The sequence below is a fragment of the Sodalis sp. RH16 genome (assembly GCF_047324245.1).
GTDB lineage: Bacteria > Pseudomonadota > Gammaproteobacteria > Enterobacterales > Enterobacteriaceae > Acerihabitans > Acerihabitans ligni.
On the sequence record NZ_CP178737.1, the window covers coordinates 5,317,017 to 5,339,661 of the forward strand.

Consider the following 22,645-nt stretch of genomic DNA (forward strand, 5'->3'; position numbering starts at 1 on the left):
TAGAGATGGATAGCAGAATCGAAATAAAGAAAGGTGAAAGTGGATGGGGTGGCCCTCTCCTGCTAACTGCCACACTAGGTAAAAAAATTGTTTATGTAACAGCCGGAACTCGTCCTGCAATCGTTGATCGTCTTAAAGAACTAACAGGCTGGGAAGCAGTTGATGGCTTTAAAGAAGGGGAACCACCGGCAGAAGAGATTGGTGTTGCTGTAATCGACTGCGGAGGGACCTTGCGTTGTGGGCTTTACCCAAAGAGGCGTATTCCGACTATCAACATCCATGCCACTGGAAAATCAGGTCCGCTAGCTCAATTTATCACTGAGGATATTTATGTATCTGGTGTGAAAGTTGAAAATATTCAATTAGTTGACGAGAATGACAGGGAAATTCCGGAAATTAAAGTCCAGAATGAGCCAAAAAATGCCTCCGCAAATTCTGACTCATCTGGGGGACGAAACTATGATAGCAGTAAGAAAATCACAGAACAAAGCGATGGACTTCTAGCCAAAGTAGGTATGGGTATGGGTTCTGTTGTTGCGGTTTTCTTCCAAGCTGGCCGTGATACGATTGATACCGTACTGAAGACTATCCTGCCATTTATGGCATTTGTATCTGCACTTATCGGTATTATTATGGCGTCCGGTTTAGGTGATTTTATCGCACATGGTCTGACACCTCTTGCAAATAGTCCAATCGGTCTGGTAACTCTGGCTTTAATCTGTTCATTTCCACTTTTGTCTCCTTTTCTTGGTCCTGGTGCCGTTATTGCGCAAGTCATTGGAGTACTAGTTGGTGTACAGATAGGCCAAGGTTCAATTCCTCCACATCTGGCACTTCCTGCACTTTTTGCAATCAATGCTCAAGCAGCATGTGACTTTATTCCTGTAGGTCTTTCGTTAAGTGAAGCACGACAGGAAACAGTGCGTGTCGGAGTTCCCTCTGTTCTCGTAGGTCGTTTCCTCACAGGCGCCCCAACAGTACTTATTGCCTGGGTAGCATCAGGTTTTATTTATCAATAATTACAGAGAGTAATATGAAAATTATATATGAGTCTACTTTTACAGATAGCGGTCAGTTAGCTAGTGAATCGCTTGAAGATAACTTCATAATTCTTTTCGGTGAGGGAGCCCCTAAAGACGTTGTCGAATATTGTTATATACATCGTAATATTTTCAAAAATGATGACCATATTAAAGTAGGGGCAATTATAAATATCGGAGACTCTGTATATTCCGTTACTGCTGTTGGTGATGTTGCCTCACAAAATCTTCGTGAGCTTGGACATATTACTGTTCGGTTCGATAACGCTGAAATTGCTGAGTTTCCAGGAACAATACATGTGTCCGGCATGATACCGCTAGGTATCGAGTCCGGCCAAAAATTTCGTGTTTTATGTGACTAGCTAGGAGATGTAGAATGAATAAAGTTGCTGTTGTAATTGGTGGAGGCCAAACTTTAGGTGCCTTCTTATGCGAAGGTCTTGCAGAGGCCGGTTATCGTGTGGCTGTTGCAGATCTTAATGGAGAAAATGCAAATAATGTCGCCGCCAAGATCAATAACATTTCGGGGAAGGAAGTAGCTTCAGGATTCATCGTTGATGCCACAAACGAAGAAAATGTAGAAAAGCTTGCCCACGCTGTAGACGAAAAATTTGGTCGTGCAGACCTCCTTGTTTATAGTGCAGGGATGGCGAAATCGTCACCGATTTCTAATGTATTACTCAGTGATTTTGACTTATCAATTAAAGTGAACCTGACCGGGTATTTCCTTTGCTCTCGTGAGTTTTCAAAACTGATGGTACGTGACGGTATTGAAGGCCGAATTATTCAGATTAACTCAAAATCCGGTAAGGTAGGTAGCAAACATAACACAGCATATAGTGCAGCAAAGTTCGGTGGTGTTGGCTTAACACAATCCTTAGCACTTGATTTAGCAGAATTCGGCATTACCGTGCATTCTCTCATGCTCGGGAATATGCTTAAATCGCCGATGTTCCAGTCAGTTCTACCTCAATATGCAAAAAAACTTGGGATCAGACCTGAACAAGTTGAACAGTATTATATTGATAAAGTTCCATTGAAGAGAGGATTAGAATATCAGAACGTATTAGATATTCTACTGTTCTATGCAAGTGACAAAGCATCATATTGTACTGGTCAGTCAATAAATGTTACTGGTGGACAAGTAATGTTCTGAAACATGCTGGCAGCTATGCTGCCAGCCAAATAAAAGGGAAAAGAATAACATGCACACCATTAATATATTGATTTTTTTAGCCTTATTTTCTTGGGTTGTACAAATTATATTAGGATGGTTTCAAATTCAACACTTTAACAAATCCTTGGCTAGACTTTCGGAGAAAGGTAAAATATATATTGGACGCTCAACAGGTCGCTTCTCACCTAGAATAGTGGTAGCAGTAAGTGTGGATGAGCAAGAGCGAGTGACCGGTAATTTTATAATGAAGGGTTTGACTGTATTCTCTCGTTCTTTTACTGAAAGCAAACTAAATGGAGAGATGATTACAGAAATAAAACCAAGGGAGTTATTTCCAAAGGATAGAAAACTCCAACAAGCTCTGACAGCATTAAAATAATAATAACATTAACAACTTATCAACACATCGTTTTGCTATAATATTAACAAAGAGTTAAATATGATAGAGTTAATGTTAAAAACAGCGAGAGAATCTATTAAAACTGAACTCATCGGGGCTTCAGAATTAACAGAAAGAATTGATAAATCTTTCGCAAACGCTTGCCAAATGATAATTTCTGCCCCAGGAAAAATTATTGTATGTGGTATTGGGAAATCGGGCCATATAGGCAGAAAAATCTCTGCAACCTTATCCAGTACTGGTACATCATCATTCTATATGCATCCAGCAGAAGCCCTGCATGGTGACTTAGGAATGGTTTCTCCTGGAGATGTAGTCATCCTTATATCCTATTCTGGATTTGCAACAGAATTCATTCGCATAATACCTTTATTAAGATCTATGAAAGTTGGTATTATTGCATTTACTGGCAATATTTCATCCCCTTTGGGCCAAGGTGCAGATTTCGTTATTAATATTCATACTAATAAAGAATCTTGCCCACTTGGCCTTGCTCCGACCTCATCTGCAGTAAATACATTAATCATGGGTGATGCTTTAGCTATGGCTCTAATGCAAGCCAAAAATTTTGGTGAGGATGAATATGCCAAAACCCATCCTGCGGGAAATTTAGGTACTCGTCTGCTATGCAGAGTTAGTGACATTATGGTAAGCGGAGATAAAACCCCAAAAATTACTTCAGATCTAAAAATAAGAGATGCTCTTTTTGAATTAACTCGAACTGGTCTTGGATTGGTTTCAGTAACAGATGATGAAGAAAAATTAATAGGTGTTTTTACTGACGGGGATTTACGCCGTTGGCTCATGCGAGGAGGTAATATTCAAGAAAATATACTTCAAGGAATATCCAGAAATCCCAAAACTCTTTCTGTGAATAAACTAGCAACTGAAGCACTGACCTTATTACATAGCCATAAAATATCAGCAGCTCCCGTTATAGATGATAGTGGGTTTATAATAGGAGCTATTAATATACATCTTATCCATGACGAAGGCATATTTTAGTTAAGCCATTCACTTAATTGAATAACTGATCCGAAACTTAAATAATACGAGGAAATTTTTATGAAAATTTATGTAGATACAGCAGACCTGAACAAAATCACCGAGCTTGAAAAAAACCTGCCTCTTGGCGGCATCACAATGAACCCCAGCATCACGGCAAAGTCAGGGCTCGCGCTCTCTGAACTCGTTCCGCAGATCCGTACTGTATTGGGTATGGAACGGCTGATTTTCGCGCAGGTTATCGCCTCAGATGCGCCAGGTATGATTGAGGAAGCCAAACATCTGAGCGCGCTGGACGATAATATTGTCATTAAGATTCCCGTAACAACGGAAGGCCTGAAAGCCATCAAGGCACTTAAAGACAGCAATGTCAGAACCCTGGGGACAGCGGTTTATAACGTTACTCAGGGTCTTCTGGCTGCTCTGGCCGGTGCCGAATATGTGGCGCCGTATTTCAACCGCATTGATGCGCTGTCCGGTAACGGACTGGAAACAGTGAAGTCGCTGGTCAGTATCCTTGAAATGCACGCACCGCATTGCAAGGTGTTTGGTGCCAGCTACAAAAATAATCAGCAGTTCATCGACAGCCTGCTGGCTGGTTGTGAATGTGTGACGCTGTCCACAGAACTGGCAGAGAAGCTTCTTGATAACCCTTCTGTGGATGCGGCTGTGGGGCAGTTCCAGCATGACTGGCAGGCCGCCTATGGAAGCCTTGAAGTCAGTTAACAATTGGATCCTTTAGTATCACATTAGGGACATATGCCCTGAGGGATCCCCATAAACCGGAGCTAATAAATCAGCACCATATTACGGTAGATCCTTGTTAAATGGATGAGAACATCACACTGTGATATTCGTCTTAAAACTAGCGGAGAGTGTCTCAAGACATTCTCCGCTAATGTCAGGAATGAGATTACCCTTCTCGATTTAATGCTGTTGGCCTGATACCTCAGGTGCAGACCTTTACTTTCTGCGTAGTAGCCCAAACTATCGTATTCAGTGTCGCAAGCAGGCTCAGGACCAGAATCCTCCCTTCGGTACGACTGTATTTAGCTCGAAGACCAAATCCAAAGCGTTCACTTTTCTCATCACAAAAGTTTTGCTCTATCTGCATGCGGCGACTGTATAACTTCATAGTTTCACGAGGCTTAAACTCGGCGGTACTGCTGAACAGCAACTAGGGCTCTTTCGCTGCTGAGCAACCACAGCGAACCTGCTTGCTCCTTCGTATTCCGCCCTTTCGGTTTTGTCTTCTGAAGATAAAATGGCCGTCACATCGAGCATAAGCGGCCTGTGAAAGTGTTCCGGGCCCCAAATGCTCTGGCCTGCTGCTGGCTAAAATATCTCCGGGTCTTAACCAGGCATCGCCTTTACATTCCAGTCTGAGTTGTGTATTACCACGAATACGACCAACGAAATCCCATCCCAGTGATTTTATATGTCTGAACCAGGCATTTTTGAATCCGGCGTCAGTAATGATAATGACTTTTTTATCCGGGCTTATTGTTCTGGCGAGTGTGCTCAGGTACGCCTTCTGAACGTCACCGTTATTCTGTTTGCCCGGCGGAGCAATATGGCTCAGCAAAGGAATAGAATGCCCATCACAAATCAGACCAACCAGAAGCACATGGTATTCCTGGGAAGGATAGCCGCTCTAGTCAACGGCAATAACGCACAATGAGAACCTGTTGGTCAGCATTGAAATAATTTTGTTGAAATCATGGGAATATCTTGCTGAAGAGATTTGTTGCCCAGCAGACGGTCAACGCGTTTAATTTTGTTTTTAACCCGGGCCCCACCGGGAGAAAGTGGCCAATACTAGTTAAGGTGAGGGATGCGCCGGTAACCAGAGTTGTCGTTGCATCTATCAGGGCATTTTGATGGTATTTGTGAAATGACCCCAGAGCATCTCTGAAAAAGTCCTGACATAAGCGGCGGATAGGCATAGCAATGATCCTGTTGAATTTGTTGAAAAAATAGTAGATCACACTGGTCTATGCCTGTCCCGTTTATCCTTCTTTTTTCTGGGGATTGCTCATGGCATATGCCCCTTATAAATATCAAATTTTTGTAACTGACTGTCTAACAATTAGATCTGCGGTTAAACGCATTATTTTTTTATTCTTATTAATTTTTTTTTCAATTCTTGAAATTAACAGTTGTGCCGCAGTTAGTCCCAACTGATAGGCCGGTTGCTTTACAACGGTTAATGCCGTAGGGAAAAAACTTGCCCATTTTGGATCATCAAACATTAGAAATGAAATATCATCTGGCACAGAGAAGCCACATTTATAAACTGCAGAGATAACACCTTCTCCAATATAGTCATTAGCGGCAATAATTGCGGTTGGTTTGATTTTTTTTGTGAGGTAATTAATTACTTCGCTACAAGTTCTTGCTTGTAACTTCTCAGTATCTTGAATCAACAACACATCTTTTTTAATACTAAGATCTGATTCAGATAATGCACTCGTAAAACCGGCTAAACGTTCATTAAACGTTGTGATTGACAAGTCACCAGTACAATAAAGAATATGCCTGTGCCCTTGACTTATAATATAATTAGTCGCAAGCTTCATGCTTTCATTATTACTAATCAAAACCTGATCACTTGACTCAAGACCCGACAATCTATCAACTTCAACAATTGGCAAATGTGTAAGCGTTTTTAGGTTATCTATAGACTTATAGGTTGGTACAATAATCAAGCCTTGGAGCATATTACTTTTCAAAAGATCTAATAACTTTTTTTCAATTTTGTCATCTTCGGAGGAAGTTCCAAAAATTACAGTATAACCATTTTCAATGGCAACTTTTTGTATGGCGGTGATTATTTCACCATGCAGGAGATTTGTAATATCAGATACAATCACCCCTATTGTTTTCGATTTCCCACTTCTCAAATTTCTTGCAATTACATTGACTTCATAACCAATCTCTTGTGCCGCAAATAATACCCTTTCACGTGTTTCTTTAGTTACCAACTCAGAATCACGTAAAGCTCGTGAAACTGTAGAATTCGATAAATTAAGCTTTTTGGCTATATCTGCGATGCTTGCCATATTTTTCCTCAATCCATTTCAATCAACATTAAATGCAATTATCACCTTGTACTTTTAGTTATACACCGCATTCAAAAAACGTTGCCAGAATTAAATTTTACATGTGTAGTTCATCAATAATGAAATAAATAAAAAACATGCCCCCTCCTTTATCTTTTTGATGATTCTATCACGACATCATCCTACAGGCATCAATTTGTGCTTAATCAGTGTTCAATAGACAAGCTTTATCTTCAAGTTACCTATGAGGGAAAGCCAGAAAGGATCAGTGCTATTGGAATCACAGTATCCAGAGACGCCGAGATACCACCATCTGGAAAAACGAGCAATGCAAACCCGCCATCGCGTACTGCCGATACACCGATGACTCCTACTCGCCGTCAAAAGTACTAAAACATATCAGGAAACCAGCAGGGGGAGCTCCGGGGCGTACTCGAAGACAGGCTGATATTCGGACCAGTCATGACATGTAAACGACGGATTTAGCTTCCTGGGTCACCAGCTCATTCGCAAACGCAGCCGTCAAGGGGTATACTCGTGGTTACGACAAATCCGCAGAGCGTAACTAGAAACCTGTGGCTAGGATAGCCAGTATGGCAGTAATGACCGGCAGCGGTTCTGCCGGACCAATAACTTGGCCGAATATGAGCTGCCCAGACTGTTGCTAGTATAATGCGGTGGCAATATCATTCTTCAGTTCACTCAAAAAAACATATCAGAAAGCAGATATATGTCAATATTGATTGAATTGTGTCCCCTGCCAAAGTAAAAGTGGGTCTTCCGCAACTTGGGTACCCCCCTTCAAACTTGGGTACCCCCCTTCAATCTAGGGGACTCATCACTCGTCGCCTCAGTAACTCGAACCCGGCACGCCCATACATCTGCCGCTTCAGCATCTTCAGACGATTTACATGCCCTTCGACTATACCGTTACTCCATCTGCTGGTAATGGCTTCACATATTGCTGCTGCATCAGCCTCCATCCCGGCGGCAACGCGCTGAATCTCAACAGGACCGCTTTCGCTGACATGGGTGAACCACCTGCTTAATTGCGGCTTGTTTTTGGTTTTAAGGATCCTGTAGAAGCCCAGCGGCAGATACTGTGCTATTTTCAGCTGCGGCTCTTTTTCACACATCAGCCCGATGAAGCGGGAGACATAATTTTCTTCACCCCTTATTATTCGCCAGGGCATCAACCAACGACTTACGTCCGAAGCTGGCGGAAGACGAGCTGGAGCAGTTACCAGGGCTGCCCCACCCTTACCCCATTTGGCAACCTCATCCCTGACGGTTGTTTCGCTACCAAGGAAGCCCTTTGCCGCCATTTCTCTCCATATCTGGATCTGGCTGGCATTATGATCCCCGCTTTCGCACCGTTCTTCGAGCCACCCACGCAAAGCTCCAGAAGGTCTAGTTTTGGAGGTCGGGTCGACATTTCAGGGAATGTACCGGACTGAAGCTAGCGCCTGACCGTTACGCGTGATAGCCCGGTGGTACGGGATATTTCACGGAGCCCACATCCGTTCTTACGCAGAGTGATTACTTCCACCCAGCGTTGATGGCGTTTATTACGTGTTTGCTGCTTAAGTCGTTCCGGACGACGGATATATGGCGCCGGTACTACCAGTGCTGGCTCAGGTGATTTCTTGGGCTACAACTCACTGGCGACAGGACGTATCAGAGGCATATGTCTGTACATCATCCGTTCGAGCGCATCGCCAATGTTTTTCAGCAAGTACCAACGATCTGCAACCTGACTAGCCTGAGGAGCACCTTCGCGTGCTGCTGTAGCATAGATACCACCACGATCGCGCCAGACAACCTGTATTTCTGGATATTTTCTGAACCAGAACCAGGCAGTCAGCGTAAGCTGATCGCGGCCGGGAAGCAGGACGAGGGGACGGTGAGTATCAAGATTGACGATTAAAGTGCTGTAACGGTAGCCCCGATGCCATGCCCACACGTCAATACCGACGTGGCGCGTACCTAGAGGTTTTGCCTACGGGATATTTATCACTCGGCGTAGAATAGTATCTGCGCTGGTTTGGAGGCCCACTGCCGTTGCAGTCCGTCTTCCAGCCTCACCACCGGCGATTAATCCCAACTGGCGCTGTAAATTTTGCAATGCCTGCGAAGACTGCTGCCGTGAACCTGCAAGGGGAGCCAGCGACTCGGCAAAAATTTTGCGCGAACAGGATGGATTACGGCAGTACCAGTGGCGGACGGCAAATACTAGCCAGAGCGTCTGGCCTGAACAGGGTAAATGCTGTATCCGACGCCGTCGGAAGCTGTGTACGGAACTGCTGCGTTTAAGGCATTCGGGAAGTGAGCGGTCTGCCGAGAGGACCGTAGATTGATGGTAACCCTAACAGAACCAACGGATTGTTGGGTCAATAACCATCCGCAGGGCAGTTGAAAAAATGTCTTAAGTGAGAGCATTGCGTTGTGCATAACTTAAAACAGCTTAGATCCTTGTTAGTTAGAAAGTGTCATCAATATTTCTCCACTTATGTTGCGGAAGACCCATAATTACATCGGTAGCGACAGATATGTAAAACCCGGGACTCGGCTCGGGCATTACCTTGAATTACTCGATACGGTAGTATCAGTCCTGAGGCCTTTGAAAAGGCCTCGCCACGAGGACAGAAATTATATGCGGATAGGGGCAATCCAATTGTTATCTGACTTCAAGGCTTCCATAGGCGGCCTGCCAGTCATGCTGGAACTGCCCCACAGCCGCATCCACAGAAGGGTTATCAAGAAGCTTCTCTGCCAGTTCTGTGGACAGCGTCACACATTCACAACCAGCCAGCAGGCTGTCGATGAACTGCTGATTATTTTTGTAGCTGGCACCAAACACCTTGCAATGCGGTGCGTGCATTTCAAGGATACTGACCAGCGACTTCACTGTTTCCAGTCCGTTACCGGACAGCGCATCAATGCGGTTGAAATACGGCGCCACATATTCGGCACCGCCCAGAGCAGCCAGAAGACCCTGAGTGACGCTATAAACCGCTGTCCCCAGGGTTCTGACATTGCTGTCTTTAAGTGCCTTGATAGCTTTCAGGCCTTCCGTTGTTACGGGAATCTTAATGACAATATTATCGTCCAGCGCGCTCAGATGTTTGGCTTCCTCAATCATAGCTGGCGCATCTGAGGCGATAACCTGCGCGAAAATCAGCCGTTCCATACCCAATACAGTACGGATCTGCGGAACGAGTTCAGAGAGCGCGAGCCCTGACTTTGCCGTGATGCTGGGGTTCATTGTGACGCCGCCAAGAGGCAGGTTTTTTTCAAGCTCGGTGATCTTGTTCAGGTCTGCTGTATCTACATAAATTTTCATATTTGATTCCTCTGATTCATAGGAGCTATTAAAAATGTTACTGCTGATTTAGTGCGTAGTAGCTGGTCGGCCTTCACCACCTAATGACTTCGGGCCTCGATAGAGTTTCGGCCAGACTATCGCGTAAAAAAGAATGAATAAGAAGCAAAGCAGCGGCATAATAAAGCCGACAGCCATATCATAATGATCAGCAATAGCTCCCATAACAATTGGCATTACCGCACCGCCAACAATGGACATTACAATTACTGATGACGCTTTTTTTGTCTGCCCGCCTAATCCTGCAATACCAAGGGAGAAAATCGCAGGAAACATTATCGACATGAAATAGAAGCTTAAAATCAAAGATATCGTAGCCACATAACCGTCAGAATAAATAATGACAACCATCAGTACTGAATTAATAAGTGCAAATGTTGTTAAAACCACATGAGTTTTTATTTTACTTAGGAGAATCCCTCCAGTCAGACGTCCAATCATAAATAGACCAAAACCACCGAAGGCCAGCATTTGCGAAGCACCTCGCTCTGTTATTCTATAAAGATCAGCAGCATTATAGCTCCATGTTACTGGAAGTATACTTGCTACCTCTGCACTCATAGCTGGTGAATGTTCAACTACATAGTTGATGAAAAAACTAAAAATCCCCGTTTGCCCTGCCACATAAAGAAATTGAGCTATAACCGCAAAAACAAAGTGTGGATATTTCCAGAAGGTCCTATCAGAAATGCGAATTCTCTCATCGGCTTCCGGTACGACTTCTGGAACTTTCGTTCTTGAAAAGACCAAGAGAATTAAAGTTACCGCAATAAAAATACCAAGATAAGGTACAAATAATCCATCATTTGTTTTGGAAACCTCTCCCGTTGCAGAGAGAACGAAATGACCACCAATCAATGGACCAAAAATTAGACCAAGACCGGCTATTGATTGTGAAATATTCAGTCTGGCAGCGCCACCATCCTTGCTTCCAAGTATAATGACGTACGGATTAGCGATGGTTTCAATGAAGGTCAAACCAGCTGCCAGAATAAATATACCAGCAAGAAAGAATATATATTCACCGATTGTAGTTGCTACCATGAATGTACTCGTACCACAAATAATCAAAGACAAACCAACAATTATCCCTGCCTTGTACCCATATTTTTGAGCAAGAATACCAGCCGGGATAGCAACAAAAAAGTAACTTATATAATTAGCAAATTGTATCAGGGCAGATTTTGCCCTAGTAATTTCAAGTGTATTTTGGAAATGTTTATTAAGAATGTCTATCATTCCCGTACTGAATCCAAGAACAAGAAACAATAAGGAGATGAGGCAGAAAATCTTTAATTGATTACATCCATCCGAAGAAATGAATAACCCTTGCTTAGTCATTGCTGTAACGCCTCATGGTTGAGTAGTCTTTTCAATATATAATCATCGTATTCCGGTTGTGCACCTTTCTTGGTGGCCACCCAAGAGCCTAATTCTGAAGCTTTATATAAAGCTAAGACGGGCTCGAAATCAGAACTTATCAATGAATGAATCATTGATGAAAAAAACGCATCTCCTGCCCCAATAGTATTATTAACATTTACTGACACCACTTTACCTCTGTAAAGATTACCTTTCCAGTAGAGGACAGGGTATTTATTCCCTCGTGTGGTGCAAATAATTTTATTGCCTGTTGCCTCAATAAGAGACAATATTAAACCTTCAGTACTACCCGATTTCAATCCGAGGAAAGTTGCAATTTTACTCAACTCATCCTCGTTTAATTTTATAAAGTCTGCTGACTGCATAAACTTGCATACGACAGCAATATCATTCTGGCCTTCACGCAGATTTACATCAAAACACTTAAACCCCTGATAAATTTTTAGAAAATTCTCAAATGACTTCTGATTATAGGTACTACGAAGTGCAACTGAACCATAGATGAATGCCTCACACTCAAGATTTTTTGCTGACGGCTTTACATTGATATAATCCCATGCCGCTGGAGAATGAATCACATAAGTCGCGTCACCTTCAGTGTTAATGTTTACATTAACAATCCCCGTGTTCACATCTTTCAAAACTTCAATTTCACTGATATCGCAACCCCATTCATTCTTGATAACTCTAAGCGAATGATCGCCTAATTGGTCGGACCCTACACTTGATACTGGAATGGTTTTGCAGCCCAGTTTATTTAAATGATATGCAACATTCAGCGTTGCTCCTCCCAACAGGGGTGGTTTATCCCCAACACAGTCCCACAGAATTTCACATGCAAGTAGAGATGAAGGTTTCTTATCAGACACCAGCAACCTCCCGATTTTTTACTTCAGGGACAAGTACGGCTTCAATATCCAGAACTTCAATATCTTTAGGGGTATGTCGTCCAGAAAGCAGCATGTAAGTTGCATTGTCATTATTCAAAGGAAACGGGGCAAAATGCCAAGTGTTGCGGTTCATGATAATTCCGTACGTACCGTCCAGATGAATTGCAACAAGTTTATTAGCATCGAATTCGCCTGCGGGCCCAAGGATCATCACACTTTCACCTGTAAGGGGGATCACGGCCTCTTCTGTCTGCATATGGCGCTCAATATTTGATAATTTAAACTCGTGCGGCTTAGCTTTTAGAAAACTTGCTACAGGGTTATCAGTGAAATCACTTGTGTCACATATGTCATGAAAATAGGTGATGTCATGACGGTCAACCGAAGGAGTACGACTGGTCGGTAAGCCGATATATTTAGCATATGGGGCGAGATTCTCTGGTGTTGCAGCAATCATGGGGATGGTAATCGTGTTTGTCATTTCAGGCTCCTAAATATATGCAATCGTTGTCATTTTATAAAAAAATAAAAATATAAATTATATAATACATGATACAATTCAATTACATAAATTGATATCGCAAAGTAAAAATCAAATGACATCGTTGTCATTTATGTGCATTCTAACGCCTGTTTTGAAGTTCAAAAGAGACTTTGATCACAGATCTACGATCCTGTATGGGGATGATCTTCTTGCGGGATCCTTAGATAACAGACATCACTGCTTTAGCAGAGCAGCTTCCAAGATTCATATAAGACAAAAAAATTAGAGGGGTAATTAGCAGGTTTGTAAGGGGGATGATTAAACATGCAGATATATGATAAAATTCAGAGCATGAATAATATATTTATACAAATAAAAGGCAGCCATTTATACCACCTTTTATCTGTATAAATTCATGAGATGATTATTCTTCTTATACTTCCCATCTGTGTTTTTTCACAACGATCTCATACGCTTTCATTTGATCTTCCTTAATTTCATCACTCCAGCCTAGAAGTTTTTGCATTTCATCTGCTATTATATTTAACTCAGTCATACCTCCATCTTTTTCCCAAAAGAAGCTAGACGTTCTTCTGATCATCAGGTCATTTATTGTAAAGGTGGATTCTTCGGACACGCAATAATGTACTTCTGCTACGGTTAATAATCTTTTGCTCAGAATTTTTTTATTTAAGTCATTTCTCATCCAATATTTTAATACTTTTAATGCATTGCATCCATAACGTTTGACCCATCGTTCTGCAAGTTCAATATCAATTCCCATTGCTTTTAGTTCATTAACTATCACAGTTTTGTTAAACTTCCTTCCCCGTTCATCAATGCCCCCTGAAATTGGGGATGTATCATATTTATAAACTGCCAATGAATGTTTAAGAAGGCTTCCTCTATCCTTTTCAATAATTGCATCAAGAAGGTGTTTTGCCATTATTCTATGACTTGTAAGTTTCCCTCCAATAATTGAAAAAAGACCATTTTTACTCTGCAGTATCTGATGCTCACGCGATATTTTACTGTTATTCTTTTCACTTCCTGGTGCTATCAATGGTCTAAGTCCGGCCCAGGAACCGATGATATGCTCTTCAGTTAATTTATTTTTCGGCATGAGACTATTTGCTACATTCAGCAAATATTTGACATCTCTTCTATCTGGATATACGTCATTAAGATCTCCTTCAAAGGTTGAATCTGTTGTTCCAATATATACGCGATCTTCTTCCATCGAAGGGACAGGCCAAACCACACGACCATCATCTGGTGAACGCATAAAAACAGCATTTTTTATTGGGAAGTCCTTTCTATCGAGGACAATATGGACACCTTTAGTCGGCCTAAGGACTCTTTCATTTCTTTCTTCCATATTTAATATGGTATCACTCCATGGTCCGGTAGAATTAACGACATAATTCCCATAAATAACACCTTCTTCCCTAGTGATACGATCAATGACCCTGACTCCGTTACATTTGTTATCATCAAAAATAAGACCTACCACTTCACAATGATTCATGACTATCGAACCATTTTCGTATGCACTCTTTATTGTATCCATGGTAATACGGGCATCGTCGGTTGCTACATCATAAAATAATGCAGCACCCTTTAGTCCTTCACTTTTAAATTGAGGTTGTATATTGAGTACATCTTCACTGCTCAGCATCTTGTGTCTACGGTTTTTCCAGTCACCAGAAACAAAATCATAAAATGATAATCCCAGATTCATCAACCATTTTTTATCAGGATAATTGTCATAAAACATATACATGAAAGATTCTACTTTCGTCAAATGTGGCGCCATTTTTAAAGCTAATTCTCGCTCTTTCACTGATTCTGCAACAAGACCAAATTCAAGAGTTTCCAGATATCGTAACCCACCATGTATAAGTTTTGATGAGCGGCTGGAGGTTCCAGAAGCAAAATCCTCTTTTTCAAGAAGAATACATTTTAACCCTCTTAATGCAGCGTCTCTAGCGATAGCCGCCCCCGTAATACCTCCACCGATAATAATAATGTCAAAGACATTATTATTAACTTCCTCTAGCCGAGCTCGTTTCATTTTTTACTCCATTCTCTTGATCTGTCTACAGCACGTATCCACATTTCATATTTATCTTGACGTAATGTTTCATCCATTGATGGTCTGAAAACTGTTTTATTTCTTTCTACAGGGAAAGCTGACTCTTCATTCTCCCATAGTTTTATTCCCAGCCCAGCCATTAACGCTGCACCAAGAGCTGTAGCCTCTACATTTCGTGGGCGAATTACATCAACACCTAATTGGTCTGCCTGAAATTGTAATAAGAGATCATTCTTTGAAGCACCACCATCTACAGCAATACTCTTTATTTTGAATCCAGAAATAGACTCCATTGTCTGTAAAAAATCACGAACCGAGTAAACAATGGCTTCGAGCGTTGCTCTCACAATGTGACTTCTTGTAGTACCTGGAGATATTCCAAACATAGTTCCACGGGCATACGGGTCCCAGTAAGGTGCAGACAATCCAGTCAGTGCAGGAACAAAATAGACGCCACCAGTATCTTCAACCTGTGATGCTACCACCATCGATTCTGCTGATGAGTCGATAATTTCCAATCCATCTCGTAACCACTGAATAGCGGCTCCCGTCGAACTGACATAGCCTTCCAGGGCATAATTTGTTTTACCGTTTTTTCGCCAAGCAATCTGACAGCATATCCCGCTTTCGGTATTCACGATTGGTTTTTCACCAATCAACATATCAAGGAATGTACCTGTTCCATGTGTACATTTAATCATTCCAGGTTCTATACATCCCTGAGAAAATAACGCTGCATGCTGGTCCGCTATTAAACCAGAAATAGGAACACTGAACCCCATTATTGATTCGTCCGTATAACCTACAATACCAGAATCATCACACACCTTTGGAAACATACTCAGAGGAATATTTAACTCTTCTAGCCATTCCCAATACCATTCATCATTTTCTAAGTCATATGAACCCGTTACAGAAGCGTTAGAAGCACTAATAACGTGTTCTTTTCCACCGGTTAAGCAATAAACAAGCCATGAATCTATAGTGCCAAATGCCAATTCACCTTTCTCAGCCTTTAACCGTAGACCGTCAACATTATTCAGGAGCCATTCTAGGCTAAGAGAAGAAAAAACAGGACTTAAGGCCCATCCTGTTTTTCGGTATACCTTTTCCCCCCAAACAGGCTTAAGGTCTTTAGCCCGATTGGCCGTTCGGGTGTCTTGCCATACGATGGCCCTGGAAACAGGAACCCCAGTTTTTCGGTCCCAGACAACAGTAGTAGCTCGCTGGTTAGCAATACCAATACAACTGATGTCACCTAAAGTGATGTGTAGTTTACCTAAAGCTGCACCAATTACTCGGCAGGTTGTGCTCCAGATTTCATTAGCATCCTGCTCTACACACTCTGAATCAGGATGATATTTCGGAAACTCACTATAAGCCTGTGATAAGATATGACTTCTGTCATTGTATATCAGAGCCCTGATCCCTGTAGTACCGGCATCTATTACTAAAATATAGGGAGTCATCTTATTGTCCTTTCTGATTTTTTTTTGCATGTGATAAGTACGACTTAAAACGTAAGTAACAAAGATGGATAAAAGCGATTTTATCCATCTTTAGTATTTAAAATACAATAAATTAATCCAGACCTAATTTACCCGGGTTTAAAATCGCATTAGGATCCAATGCTTTTTTAATTTTCTGCAACACCGTATGAGCAGAGCCTAATGAGCGACGACTGTATGGAGAGCGTGCGAGTCCACCGCCATGATGATGTGATAATTCAGCACCATGTATGATGCAGACCTCCATTGCCGTTTCCCATATTTTTTTGAGGCATTCTACAGCTTCTTCATCGCTATTCTCTTTCCCCAAAAGGATCACATACATTGAGGTTCCCTGAGTATAAATATGCGAAAAATGCGATAGTACTTCATCTGCGAACGGAGACAGGGCTGTTTTTAGATCTTTCCATAGCTCATGAATTGAATCCCAGTTATGGGCAATCTCGATTGTTTCACCGAAACAACCTTTCTTCGCCAGTAAATTCTCTACAGTTGAAAAGTCAAAGCGACGATTCATCCAGTTCAATGCACCTTCCGGTCCGAGTGGTTTTGCACCATGTTTAATAGCAATATTCGCGAGAACGTTTTGTTCTGTTTCCACAACCTGAGAAAGCCCTCGACTTCCAAGAAACAGTACAGGTGAGTTGAACGTTTTATCCTGCATAGCATGCTTAGCTTCCTCAGTATCATAGAACCTTACCAAGAAAGGTTTTAGATTAGAGGCCACGATTTCTCTCATCAATTCCAGACCGTTCTCGACACTAGGTACCGAGTATGTCATTAACGACTCAGCTTCCTGCAGAGGAAAAATTTTTAAGGTGACCGAAGTGATTACGCCCAGAGTACCTTCAGAACCAATGAACACCTGTCGCAGGTCTGGACCCATGGCCGCTCGTGGATTAGCCTGTAATTTAATTTCTTCTCCGGAAGCAAGCAGGACATCATAGGCCACTGCGAGATCTTCTATGCCTCCATACATCGAAGAGAATTGACCAGTCGCAAGAGTCGCCAACCATCCTCCAACTGTTGAACGGTAAAGAGACTGGGGAGAATGCCCCATCGTCCACCCCTGTTTTTGTAGCAGATCTTCAAGCTCCCCACCATTGAAACTACAGGTTGCCGTTACTGTCATGTTTTTTTCATTTACAGAGTATGAAGCTGGTAATCCCGAGATATCGAGAACAATACCACCCTTGGTAGGTAATGGTTGACCAGTAACGGAAGATGCCAGTGCGCGGACTGTTACTGGAACCAGCTTCTGATTTGCCAGTTCAAGCACTTTTCTGATGTCTTCGACTTGGGTGGCTTTTACGACAATGTCAGCTTTGTTCGGATGCTGTCCAAGCATATCCAGCTTGGTCATTAACGGCCATGTATCGTGACTGCTAGCGTCAAGTGCCGCCTGAGTGGTTAGAACCTTATCGCCGCCAACTGATAACTTTAAAATTTCTTCAACTTGCTGATAATTATCCATAAATCCTCTTCTGATTACACACCTGATTGTTCCGTCTAAGCCTCAATAATCCATAAATGGAGTATTAGTTCGATTGACTATCTGTTAATCAGTCAGGAAATGTCAAAAATAAGTTTCCAGTATGTGATTTAGATCTAATAAAAAATAACAAAAATAAATAAAATACATATAATTCAAAAAGATAGATTCAATTAATGCTCATTTCTCTCTCCATCGACACTAATCACAATTGTCATTGGCTTTTCAACCTAAAACCCCAAGTGAAAGTGTTGATTGCCATATTCATGGGTGTTCGTTACGATGCTGCTGTTAATTTCAATAAACTTAATGCTGATTTTATGGATGTAGTGACAAAGGCATAAATGGCAAAAATATGAATAAAGAAGTTATTGATCAGCAAGCTATAGTGAATGCAAAAAAGGTTATAGCTGTGCATGCATTAAGTTCTGGCTGTGGCAAGAAACTTATTACTAATGCTCAGCTATTCGACGAGTATGGAATCGTTGCAGGAACCGTACAACGTGCTCTACGTAATCTAATTGATAGTGGTGCGCTCGTAACTGTATCCAAGGGGCATTTAGGTAGGATAATAGAATACATTGATGTTGGATTATGCTGGAACCTCGCGAAACTTAATCCAGTTCATTTATTGATGCCACACAGCGGTTCCGTCGAAGTGGATACTCTTGTGTCAATTATCACCCAACAGCTTGGTAGATTAAATATACCCTATTTCATTAATTATGCGGCAGGTGGAGCTTTTCGCTTAAACTCAGTATTATCGGGAAAATCTGATATTGTATTAACTTCTCTGGGAGTCATAAATTCTCATTATAATCCCGTTGATAATAACACAATAAAAATCCTAAACACGGGAAGCTATTATGCAATAAACAGACTTATAGTAGTCACAAGGACTTTAAATGATTTATTTCCTCCACAGAGAATAGGAATTGATTCTTCGTCTTTAGACCATCTAAAACTTACGCAACTTGAGTTTCCCGAGAAAGATGGTTTTTCTTATGTAGAAACAGAATATAGACATATCCCAGTTAAAATTCTGAAAGGAGAGATTGATGCTGGTCTATGGCACATGACATCTAGCCCCATACCGTTATCGGAGGCAGGTTTAAGAGGTCAACTCTTATCAAGGAAAGAATCATTAGAGGCACATGATGCTCTTTCAGCTGGGGTTTTTATAGTAAATCCACATCGTATTGAGTTATCTGCGATCCTTGCGAAATTAGATAATAAAATGATCCATGAATTACAACAAAAATGTATACAAAAAGAAGATCCATTGAACATGCCTTTTGAAATATAAGCGGGTGAATATTTATCTTCACTACTATTATGCTGGTATCGCTAGCAATCTTTCTCTTTAGTTTTTTCTGTTCATTCCAAAGTAAATCCAGATGTAAAGTATTTATACTTTTCAGACTGCCAAACCTTAATGAACACAACTCAACCGTCTCTCTTCCCAAGACCGTAATACCATTCAAGAACGAAAAACGAAAGAAAAACACTTTCGACTTATATAGTTCTAAAAAGATAAATGTGATGTCCCGCAGGTTTTTACGCTAACTTGCCATGTAATGTATTTTTAAAAGGTGTAATAAATTAGATTAAAATTGATGTGTTATGTTGTTATTAAATCACATTTATATACTTTTCGTAAACACACCATTTAATTTACTCGAAAATCACAAAAAAAATAAAACACACCACAACAGTAATTAATATGAGGAATTATTAGCATGACACAGTTAATAGTAGATGCTAAGGTAAAAAAGCGATTTATCTCCTATCAGTACCAATCACTTGTAGGGATATTTCTGGGTTACATATCTTACTATTTGGTGAGAAATAATTTCATCTTAAGCTCTCCTTATTTACAAAGTGAGTTGAACTTATCAATTACCCAAATTGGATTTATTTCTTCTTTGATGTTCATTGCTTATGGTTTGAGTAAAGGATTTTTCAGTGTCTTAGCTGATACTGGAAATCCTAAGTATTTCTATGGGTTTGGTTTACTTGCATGTGTACTGATAAATATTGTGATGGGTTTCTCAGAGTCATTCTATCTATTCCTCATGCTGGTCTTCTTACTTGGCATATTTCAGGGTACTGGGGCCGGACCCGCGCTCGTTGTGATTAGCTACTGGTTCCCACGCAATCAACGTGGTAGAGCAAATACAGGTTGGAACATCTCACATAACATAGGCGGTGGCCTGGTTGCCCCTATTACTGGTGTTGCCCTCGCATGGCTAGGAACCGAACACTGGCGTATAGCAATATTCTTGGTACCGGCCTGTTTTGCTATGGTTGGTGTTGTCCTAGCTTTTATCCTCATCAAGGAACGTCCATTTCGTGTTGGTATGCCTCCAGTTGAAGATATTTATCCCGAGGTCGAGGATTCGGTACATGGTATTTACATACCAACGCAGTCTGCACCGCCCGGTTTTAGTGCATTCCAAATATTTTATCACTATGTATTGAAAAGTCCTCATGCTTGGTATTTAGTAGGTGTGGTTATTTTCACTTATATGGTGCGTTTCGGGACAATAACCTGGATCCCAATTTATCTTCTTAATGTAAAAGGATTCTCAAAAGCAGAGATGAGTACCGCTTTTATGTTCTTTGAGTTCGCAGCAATATCATCAACGTTAATTGCCGGATGGTTGGTTGACCGATTTTTTGTCGGTAAGGTTATGAAACTGTGTTTTTTCTGTTTCTGTATTGTGGGAGTATCAGTTGCCGGTTACGTATCAACAGATTCAATTATAATCGCAACTATATTTGCAGCAGCAATTGGTTGTCTTATTTACATTCCACATGCTTTAGCAGGAGTCCAAGCGATGGAAGTTATTCCTAGTTTTGCTATTGGTTCAGCTGTAGGTCTGTGTGGTTTTATGGCATATATAGTCGGTACTTCACTTGGCACAACATTATTTGGTTTCCTCGTTGATAACTTTGGTTGGGCCAGTGGGTTTTACGCCATTTATACCGGAACCCTACTGGGATTGATATTTTGTTGGCTATCTCACTCTCAGAGAAAAAATATTGTAGTACAAGCCACTTCACAATGCTGATTTTTTCATAGAATAAAGAGTAAGTGTTAAGAATTGTTCTCTATATGCATCGGGAGACTCCTGTCGCCCAATGCAACGCTCTTTATTAATCTCACATTAACACAATAAACTAACTCACAATTTTATTATTATATTTAGTCCTACCTCTCTTTTACTTCATATTTATGCAACTACTGATTCGAACGATGACACTTACTTATGCATTCTAATAAAAAATAATCATGAGTAAAAAATAGTAATAGTGTAGTTATGCGAACAGTAGAAATCGCTCCCTTCCAGCCATATACGCAGCCTCATATAATCCGCACTGACACTAATCAATACCCACCTAATAACCCCGTCAGTTTTCAAAAACATTTTCTTCGTATAAGGAGATGTATCATGTCAAAAAATAACAACATATTTAATATCCAAAATAATATGAAAGATTGGCTTACTATAAAGGAGGCTGTCCAAATAGCTAAGCAAACTGCAAATGTTGACCTGACGGAAGGATGTATTTATCGCCATGCTTTATGTGGTGATATATTCCTTTCTATCTACTTTCAGTCTCCAATAATATTACGCAAAGTTAGAATGTCAGACAATAAAGCAAAGTTACGGCTGATAACCGCCTCACCTATCAATCGAATTTGTCAGCTTGAAAAAAAATGCTTTTTCAATGGAAGGAATTTAATTCTGAGCACTGAAGGTAGATATATTTACCCTTCCCTAAGAATTCTTGATACCACTTTAACCGGATATGAGTATGTCCTTACCCAGAGATTACTGGCTCATTCTCTTGGTATACCACAACCGATCACAGGTGCTAATGAGATCAATTATGGAATTACTGTAATTTTTTCAGGAGAGGTATTTCAGATATTCGAAAGAAAGACATGGGCAGAAAGGATAAAACAGCAAGCTATGTCGTTACCCAAAGAGCTAGCGTTGGACATTAATGAACTCATTACTTCACAGACGATCAGTAAGCTTCATCGCAAAGGGTACTTTCCAATACATATACTACCTAATGATGCCTGTTTTGTCATCAAGAATACAGAGCTGGATAAATTAATAAAAACCCCGTTTATAAATAAAACACCCCCTCCCTATTCTACACGAATATCTACACCCTTATCCCGACTGTTCTGGCTTGCCTGCAAACATAATGAGGAGATTAGTCCCTTAATTCGGCAGCCTTACAAGCTCCTGTCCATCTTCGAACAATGGGCCTCCGATGATGGCATCACTGACCGGCTCAGCGGCGACACGCTGAAAACCGCACTGGAGCGTGGCTCTCCATACTCCTCTTCTTCTTCAAAATAATATGATAGTTATCTGTCAGCACAGAAGTCCGTATTAAGGATAACGACATCCGTAATACGGGCTTAACCACTTCCCTCCCCCACCCTTCCTGTGTTTTTTTGTCCTCTCCGGGTCTGCCCCGTTTATTTCCGGCACAGGAGAAAATCATGACATCCCATCAGTTATTACGTCTGAGACAGGTTGAAGAAAAAACCGGTCTGAAACGCTCACAGATTTATTTGTATATGAAAAGCGGCGACTTTCCCCGCTCAATAAAAATCGGACCCGCCAGTGTGGCCTGGCTCGAATCTGAAATTGACGAATGGATCAACCTTAAATTAACCCGCCGTTGAAAACAGTTACGCG

General features: G+C 41.2%; 18 protein-coding genes and 3 pseudogenes. 11 read left to right on the forward strand and 10 right to left on the reverse strand.

The features are described from left to right. Window positions 1-5: 5 nt before the first annotated feature. From ACL2XJ_RS24400 to ACL2XJ_RS24425, 6 genes are read left to right on the forward strand one after another with little or no spacing between them, the layout of a single operon-like run. Window positions 6-1,019 carry a PTS glucitol/sorbitol transporter subunit IIB gene (locus ACL2XJ_RS24400; protein ID WP_413724797.1) on the forward strand — a complete coding sequence of 338 codons (1,014 nt, stop codon included), beginning with the start codon at window positions 6-8 and terminating at the stop codon, window positions 1,017-1,019. Between the two features lie 14 nt (window positions 1,020-1,033). Next, window positions 1,034-1,402: a PTS glucitol/sorbitol transporter subunit IIA gene (locus ACL2XJ_RS24405; RefSeq protein ID WP_413724798.1), complete on the forward strand. Its 369-nt coding sequence runs from the start codon at window positions 1,034-1,036 to the stop codon at window positions 1,400-1,402. 14 nt (window positions 1,403-1,416) lie between these two features. Continuing rightward, entirely contained in the window at window positions 1,417-2,196 is a 780-nt protein-coding gene (srlD, locus tag ACL2XJ_RS24410) for a sorbitol-6-phosphate dehydrogenase (RefSeq protein ID WP_413724799.1), read from the forward strand. Window positions 2,197-2,245: 49 nt separating this feature from the next. After that, window positions 2,246-2,596 (forward strand): transcriptional regulator GutM, encoded by a 351-nt coding sequence (locus tag ACL2XJ_RS24415; protein WP_413724800.1) that lies wholly within the window; start codon window positions 2,246-2,248, stop codon window positions 2,594-2,596. Window positions 2,597-2,656: 60 nt separating this feature from the next. Beyond that, complete coding sequence (locus tag ACL2XJ_RS24420) at window positions 2,657-3,622, forward strand: KpsF/GutQ family sugar-phosphate isomerase (RefSeq protein WP_413724802.1); 966 nt, start codon at window positions 2,657-2,659, stop codon at window positions 3,620-3,622. A 60-nt stretch (window positions 3,623-3,682) separates the two neighbouring features. Next, entirely contained in the window at window positions 3,683-4,348 is a 666-nt protein-coding gene (locus ACL2XJ_RS24425; RefSeq protein ID WP_413724803.1) for a transaldolase family protein, read from the forward strand. A 62-nt stretch (window positions 4,349-4,410) separates the two neighbouring features. Here the strand turns inward: ACL2XJ_RS24425 and ACL2XJ_RS24430 are convergent. Next, a pseudogene (locus ACL2XJ_RS24430) lies at window positions 4,411-5,568 on the reverse strand (IS4 family transposase). A gap of 114 nt (window positions 5,569-5,682) precedes the next feature. Then, window positions 5,683-6,684, reverse strand: coding sequence for a LacI family DNA-binding transcriptional regulator (locus ACL2XJ_RS24435; RefSeq protein WP_413724804.1), 1,002 nt, complete (start codon window positions 6,682-6,684; stop codon window positions 5,683-5,685). Window positions 6,685-7,270: 586 nt separating this feature from the next. On the opposite strand from ACL2XJ_RS24435, the pseudogene ACL2XJ_RS24440 reads away from it, so the two are divergent. Next, window positions 7,271-7,428 (forward strand): annotated as a pseudogene (locus ACL2XJ_RS24440) (IS3 family transposase); the annotation flags it as partial. A gap of 77 nt (window positions 7,429-7,505) precedes the next feature. Here the strand turns inward: ACL2XJ_RS24440 and ACL2XJ_RS24445 are convergent. The 8 genes and pseudogenes from ACL2XJ_RS24445 to ACL2XJ_RS24480 form a co-directional block, all read right to left on the reverse strand. After that, window positions 7,506-9,135 (reverse strand): annotated as a pseudogene (locus ACL2XJ_RS24445) (ISL3 family transposase). 226 nt (window positions 9,136-9,361) lie between these two features. Then, window positions 9,362-10,027, reverse strand: coding sequence for a transaldolase family protein (locus tag ACL2XJ_RS24450; RefSeq protein WP_413724805.1), 666 nt, complete (start codon window positions 10,025-10,027; stop codon window positions 9,362-9,364). Between the two features lie 48 nt (window positions 10,028-10,075). Then, window positions 10,076-11,407: a sugar MFS transporter gene (locus ACL2XJ_RS24455; protein WP_413724806.1), complete on the reverse strand. Its 1,332-nt coding sequence runs from the start codon at window positions 11,405-11,407 to the stop codon at window positions 10,076-10,078. Then, complete coding sequence (locus ACL2XJ_RS24460; protein WP_413724807.1) at window positions 11,404-12,318, reverse strand: PfkB family carbohydrate kinase; 915 nt, start codon at window positions 12,316-12,318, stop codon at window positions 11,404-11,406. The genes ACL2XJ_RS24455 and ACL2XJ_RS24460 overlap by 4 nt, the downstream gene beginning before the upstream one ends. Continuing rightward, a complete protein-coding gene (locus ACL2XJ_RS24465) occupies window positions 12,311-12,820 on the reverse strand; it encodes an ureidoglycolate lyase (protein ID WP_413724808.1) in 510 nt (169 codons plus the stop codon). Before ACL2XJ_RS24465 ends, ACL2XJ_RS24460 begins: the two co-directional genes overlap by 8 nt. Before the next feature lie 436 nt (window positions 12,821-13,256). After that, the gene (locus ACL2XJ_RS24470; protein ID WP_413724809.1) at window positions 13,257-14,897 is read right to left on the reverse strand and encodes a glycerol-3-phosphate dehydrogenase/oxidase; all 1,641 of its coding nucleotides are present in this window, start codon (window positions 14,895-14,897) and stop codon (window positions 13,257-13,259) included. After that, window positions 14,894-16,387: an FGGY family carbohydrate kinase gene (locus tag ACL2XJ_RS24475; protein WP_413724810.1), complete on the reverse strand. Its 1,494-nt coding sequence runs from the start codon at window positions 16,385-16,387 to the stop codon at window positions 14,894-14,896. Before ACL2XJ_RS24475 ends, ACL2XJ_RS24470 begins: the two co-directional genes overlap by 4 nt. A 112-nt stretch (window positions 16,388-16,499) precedes the next feature. Then, entirely contained in the window at window positions 16,500-17,900 is a 1,401-nt protein-coding gene (locus tag ACL2XJ_RS24480) for an FAD-binding oxidoreductase (RefSeq protein WP_413724811.1), read from the reverse strand. 373 nt (window positions 17,901-18,273) lie between these two features. On the opposite strand from ACL2XJ_RS24480, the gene ACL2XJ_RS24485 reads away from it, so the two are divergent. From ACL2XJ_RS24485 to ACL2XJ_RS24500, 4 genes are all read left to right on the forward strand, one after another. Further along, window positions 18,274-19,224: a YhfZ family protein gene (locus ACL2XJ_RS24485; RefSeq protein ID WP_413724812.1), complete on the forward strand. Its 951-nt coding sequence runs from the start codon at window positions 18,274-18,276 to the stop codon at window positions 19,222-19,224. Window positions 19,225-19,657: 433 nt separating this feature from the next. Beyond that, window positions 19,658-20,992: an MFS transporter gene (locus ACL2XJ_RS24490; RefSeq protein WP_413724813.1), complete on the forward strand. Its 1,335-nt coding sequence runs from the start codon at window positions 19,658-19,660 to the stop codon at window positions 20,990-20,992. A gap of 381 nt (window positions 20,993-21,373) precedes the next feature. Next, window positions 21,374-22,300 carry a hypothetical protein gene (locus tag ACL2XJ_RS24495; RefSeq protein WP_413724814.1) on the forward strand — a complete coding sequence of 309 codons (927 nt, stop codon included), beginning with the start codon at window positions 21,374-21,376 and terminating at the stop codon, window positions 22,298-22,300. A 146-nt stretch (window positions 22,301-22,446) separates the two neighbouring features. Further along, window positions 22,447-22,632, forward strand: a complete 186-nt coding sequence (locus ACL2XJ_RS24500) for an AlpA family transcriptional regulator (protein ID WP_413724815.1) — start codon at window positions 22,447-22,449, stop codon at window positions 22,630-22,632. Window positions 22,633-22,645: the final 13 nt, after the last annotated feature.

Coding starts and splice junctions, on each gene's coding strand:
- ACL2XJ_RS24400 (WP_413724797.1), top strand. CDS start 6: ATGGATAGCAGAATCGAAATAAAGAAAGGTGAAAGTGGATGGGGTGGC.
- ACL2XJ_RS24405 (WP_413724798.1), top strand. CDS start 1,034: ATGAAAATTATATATGAGTCTACTTTTACAGATAGCGGTCAGTTAGCT.
- srlD (WP_413724799.1), top strand. CDS start 1,417: ATGAATAAAGTTGCTGTTGTAATTGGTGGAGGCCAAACTTTAGGTGCC.
- ACL2XJ_RS24415 (WP_413724800.1), top strand. CDS start 2,246: ATGCACACCATTAATATATTGATTTTTTTAGCCTTATTTTCTTGGGTT.
- ACL2XJ_RS24420 (WP_413724802.1), top strand. CDS start 2,657: ATGATAGAGTTAATGTTAAAAACAGCGAGAGAATCTATTAAAACTGAA.
- ACL2XJ_RS24425 (WP_413724803.1), top strand. CDS start 3,683: ATGAAAATTTATGTAGATACAGCAGACCTGAACAAAATCACCGAGCTT.
- ACL2XJ_RS24435 (WP_413724804.1), bottom strand. CDS start 6,684: ATGGCAAGCATCGCAGATATAGCCAAAAAGCTTAATTTATCGAATTCT.
- ACL2XJ_RS24450 (WP_413724805.1), bottom strand. CDS start 10,027: ATGAAAATTTATGTAGATACAGCAGACCTGAACAAGATCACCGAGCTT.
- ACL2XJ_RS24455 (WP_413724806.1), bottom strand. CDS start 11,407: ATGACTAAGCAAGGGTTATTCATTTCTTCGGATGGATGTAATCAATTA.
- ACL2XJ_RS24465 (WP_413724808.1), bottom strand. CDS start 12,820: ATGACAAACACGATTACCATCCCCATGATTGCTGCAACACCAGAGAAT.
- ACL2XJ_RS24470 (WP_413724809.1), bottom strand. CDS start 14,897: ATGAAACGAGCTCGGCTAGAGGAAGTTAATAATAATGTCTTTGACATT.
- ACL2XJ_RS24475 (WP_413724810.1), bottom strand. CDS start 16,387: ATGACTCCCTATATTTTAGTAATAGATGCCGGTACTACAGGGATCAGG.
- ACL2XJ_RS24480 (WP_413724811.1), bottom strand. CDS start 17,900: ATGGATAATTATCAGCAAGTTGAAGAAATTTTAAAGTTATCAGTTGGC.
- ACL2XJ_RS24485 (WP_413724812.1), top strand. CDS start 18,274: ATGAATAAAGAAGTTATTGATCAGCAAGCTATAGTGAATGCAAAAAAG.
- ACL2XJ_RS24490 (WP_413724813.1), top strand. CDS start 19,658: ATGACACAGTTAATAGTAGATGCTAAGGTAAAAAAGCGATTTATCTCC.
- ACL2XJ_RS24495 (WP_413724814.1), top strand. CDS start 21,374: ATGTCAAAAAATAACAACATATTTAATATCCAAAATAATATGAAAGAT.
- ACL2XJ_RS24500 (WP_413724815.1), top strand. CDS start 22,447: ATGACATCCCATCAGTTATTACGTCTGAGACAGGTTGAAGAAAAAACC.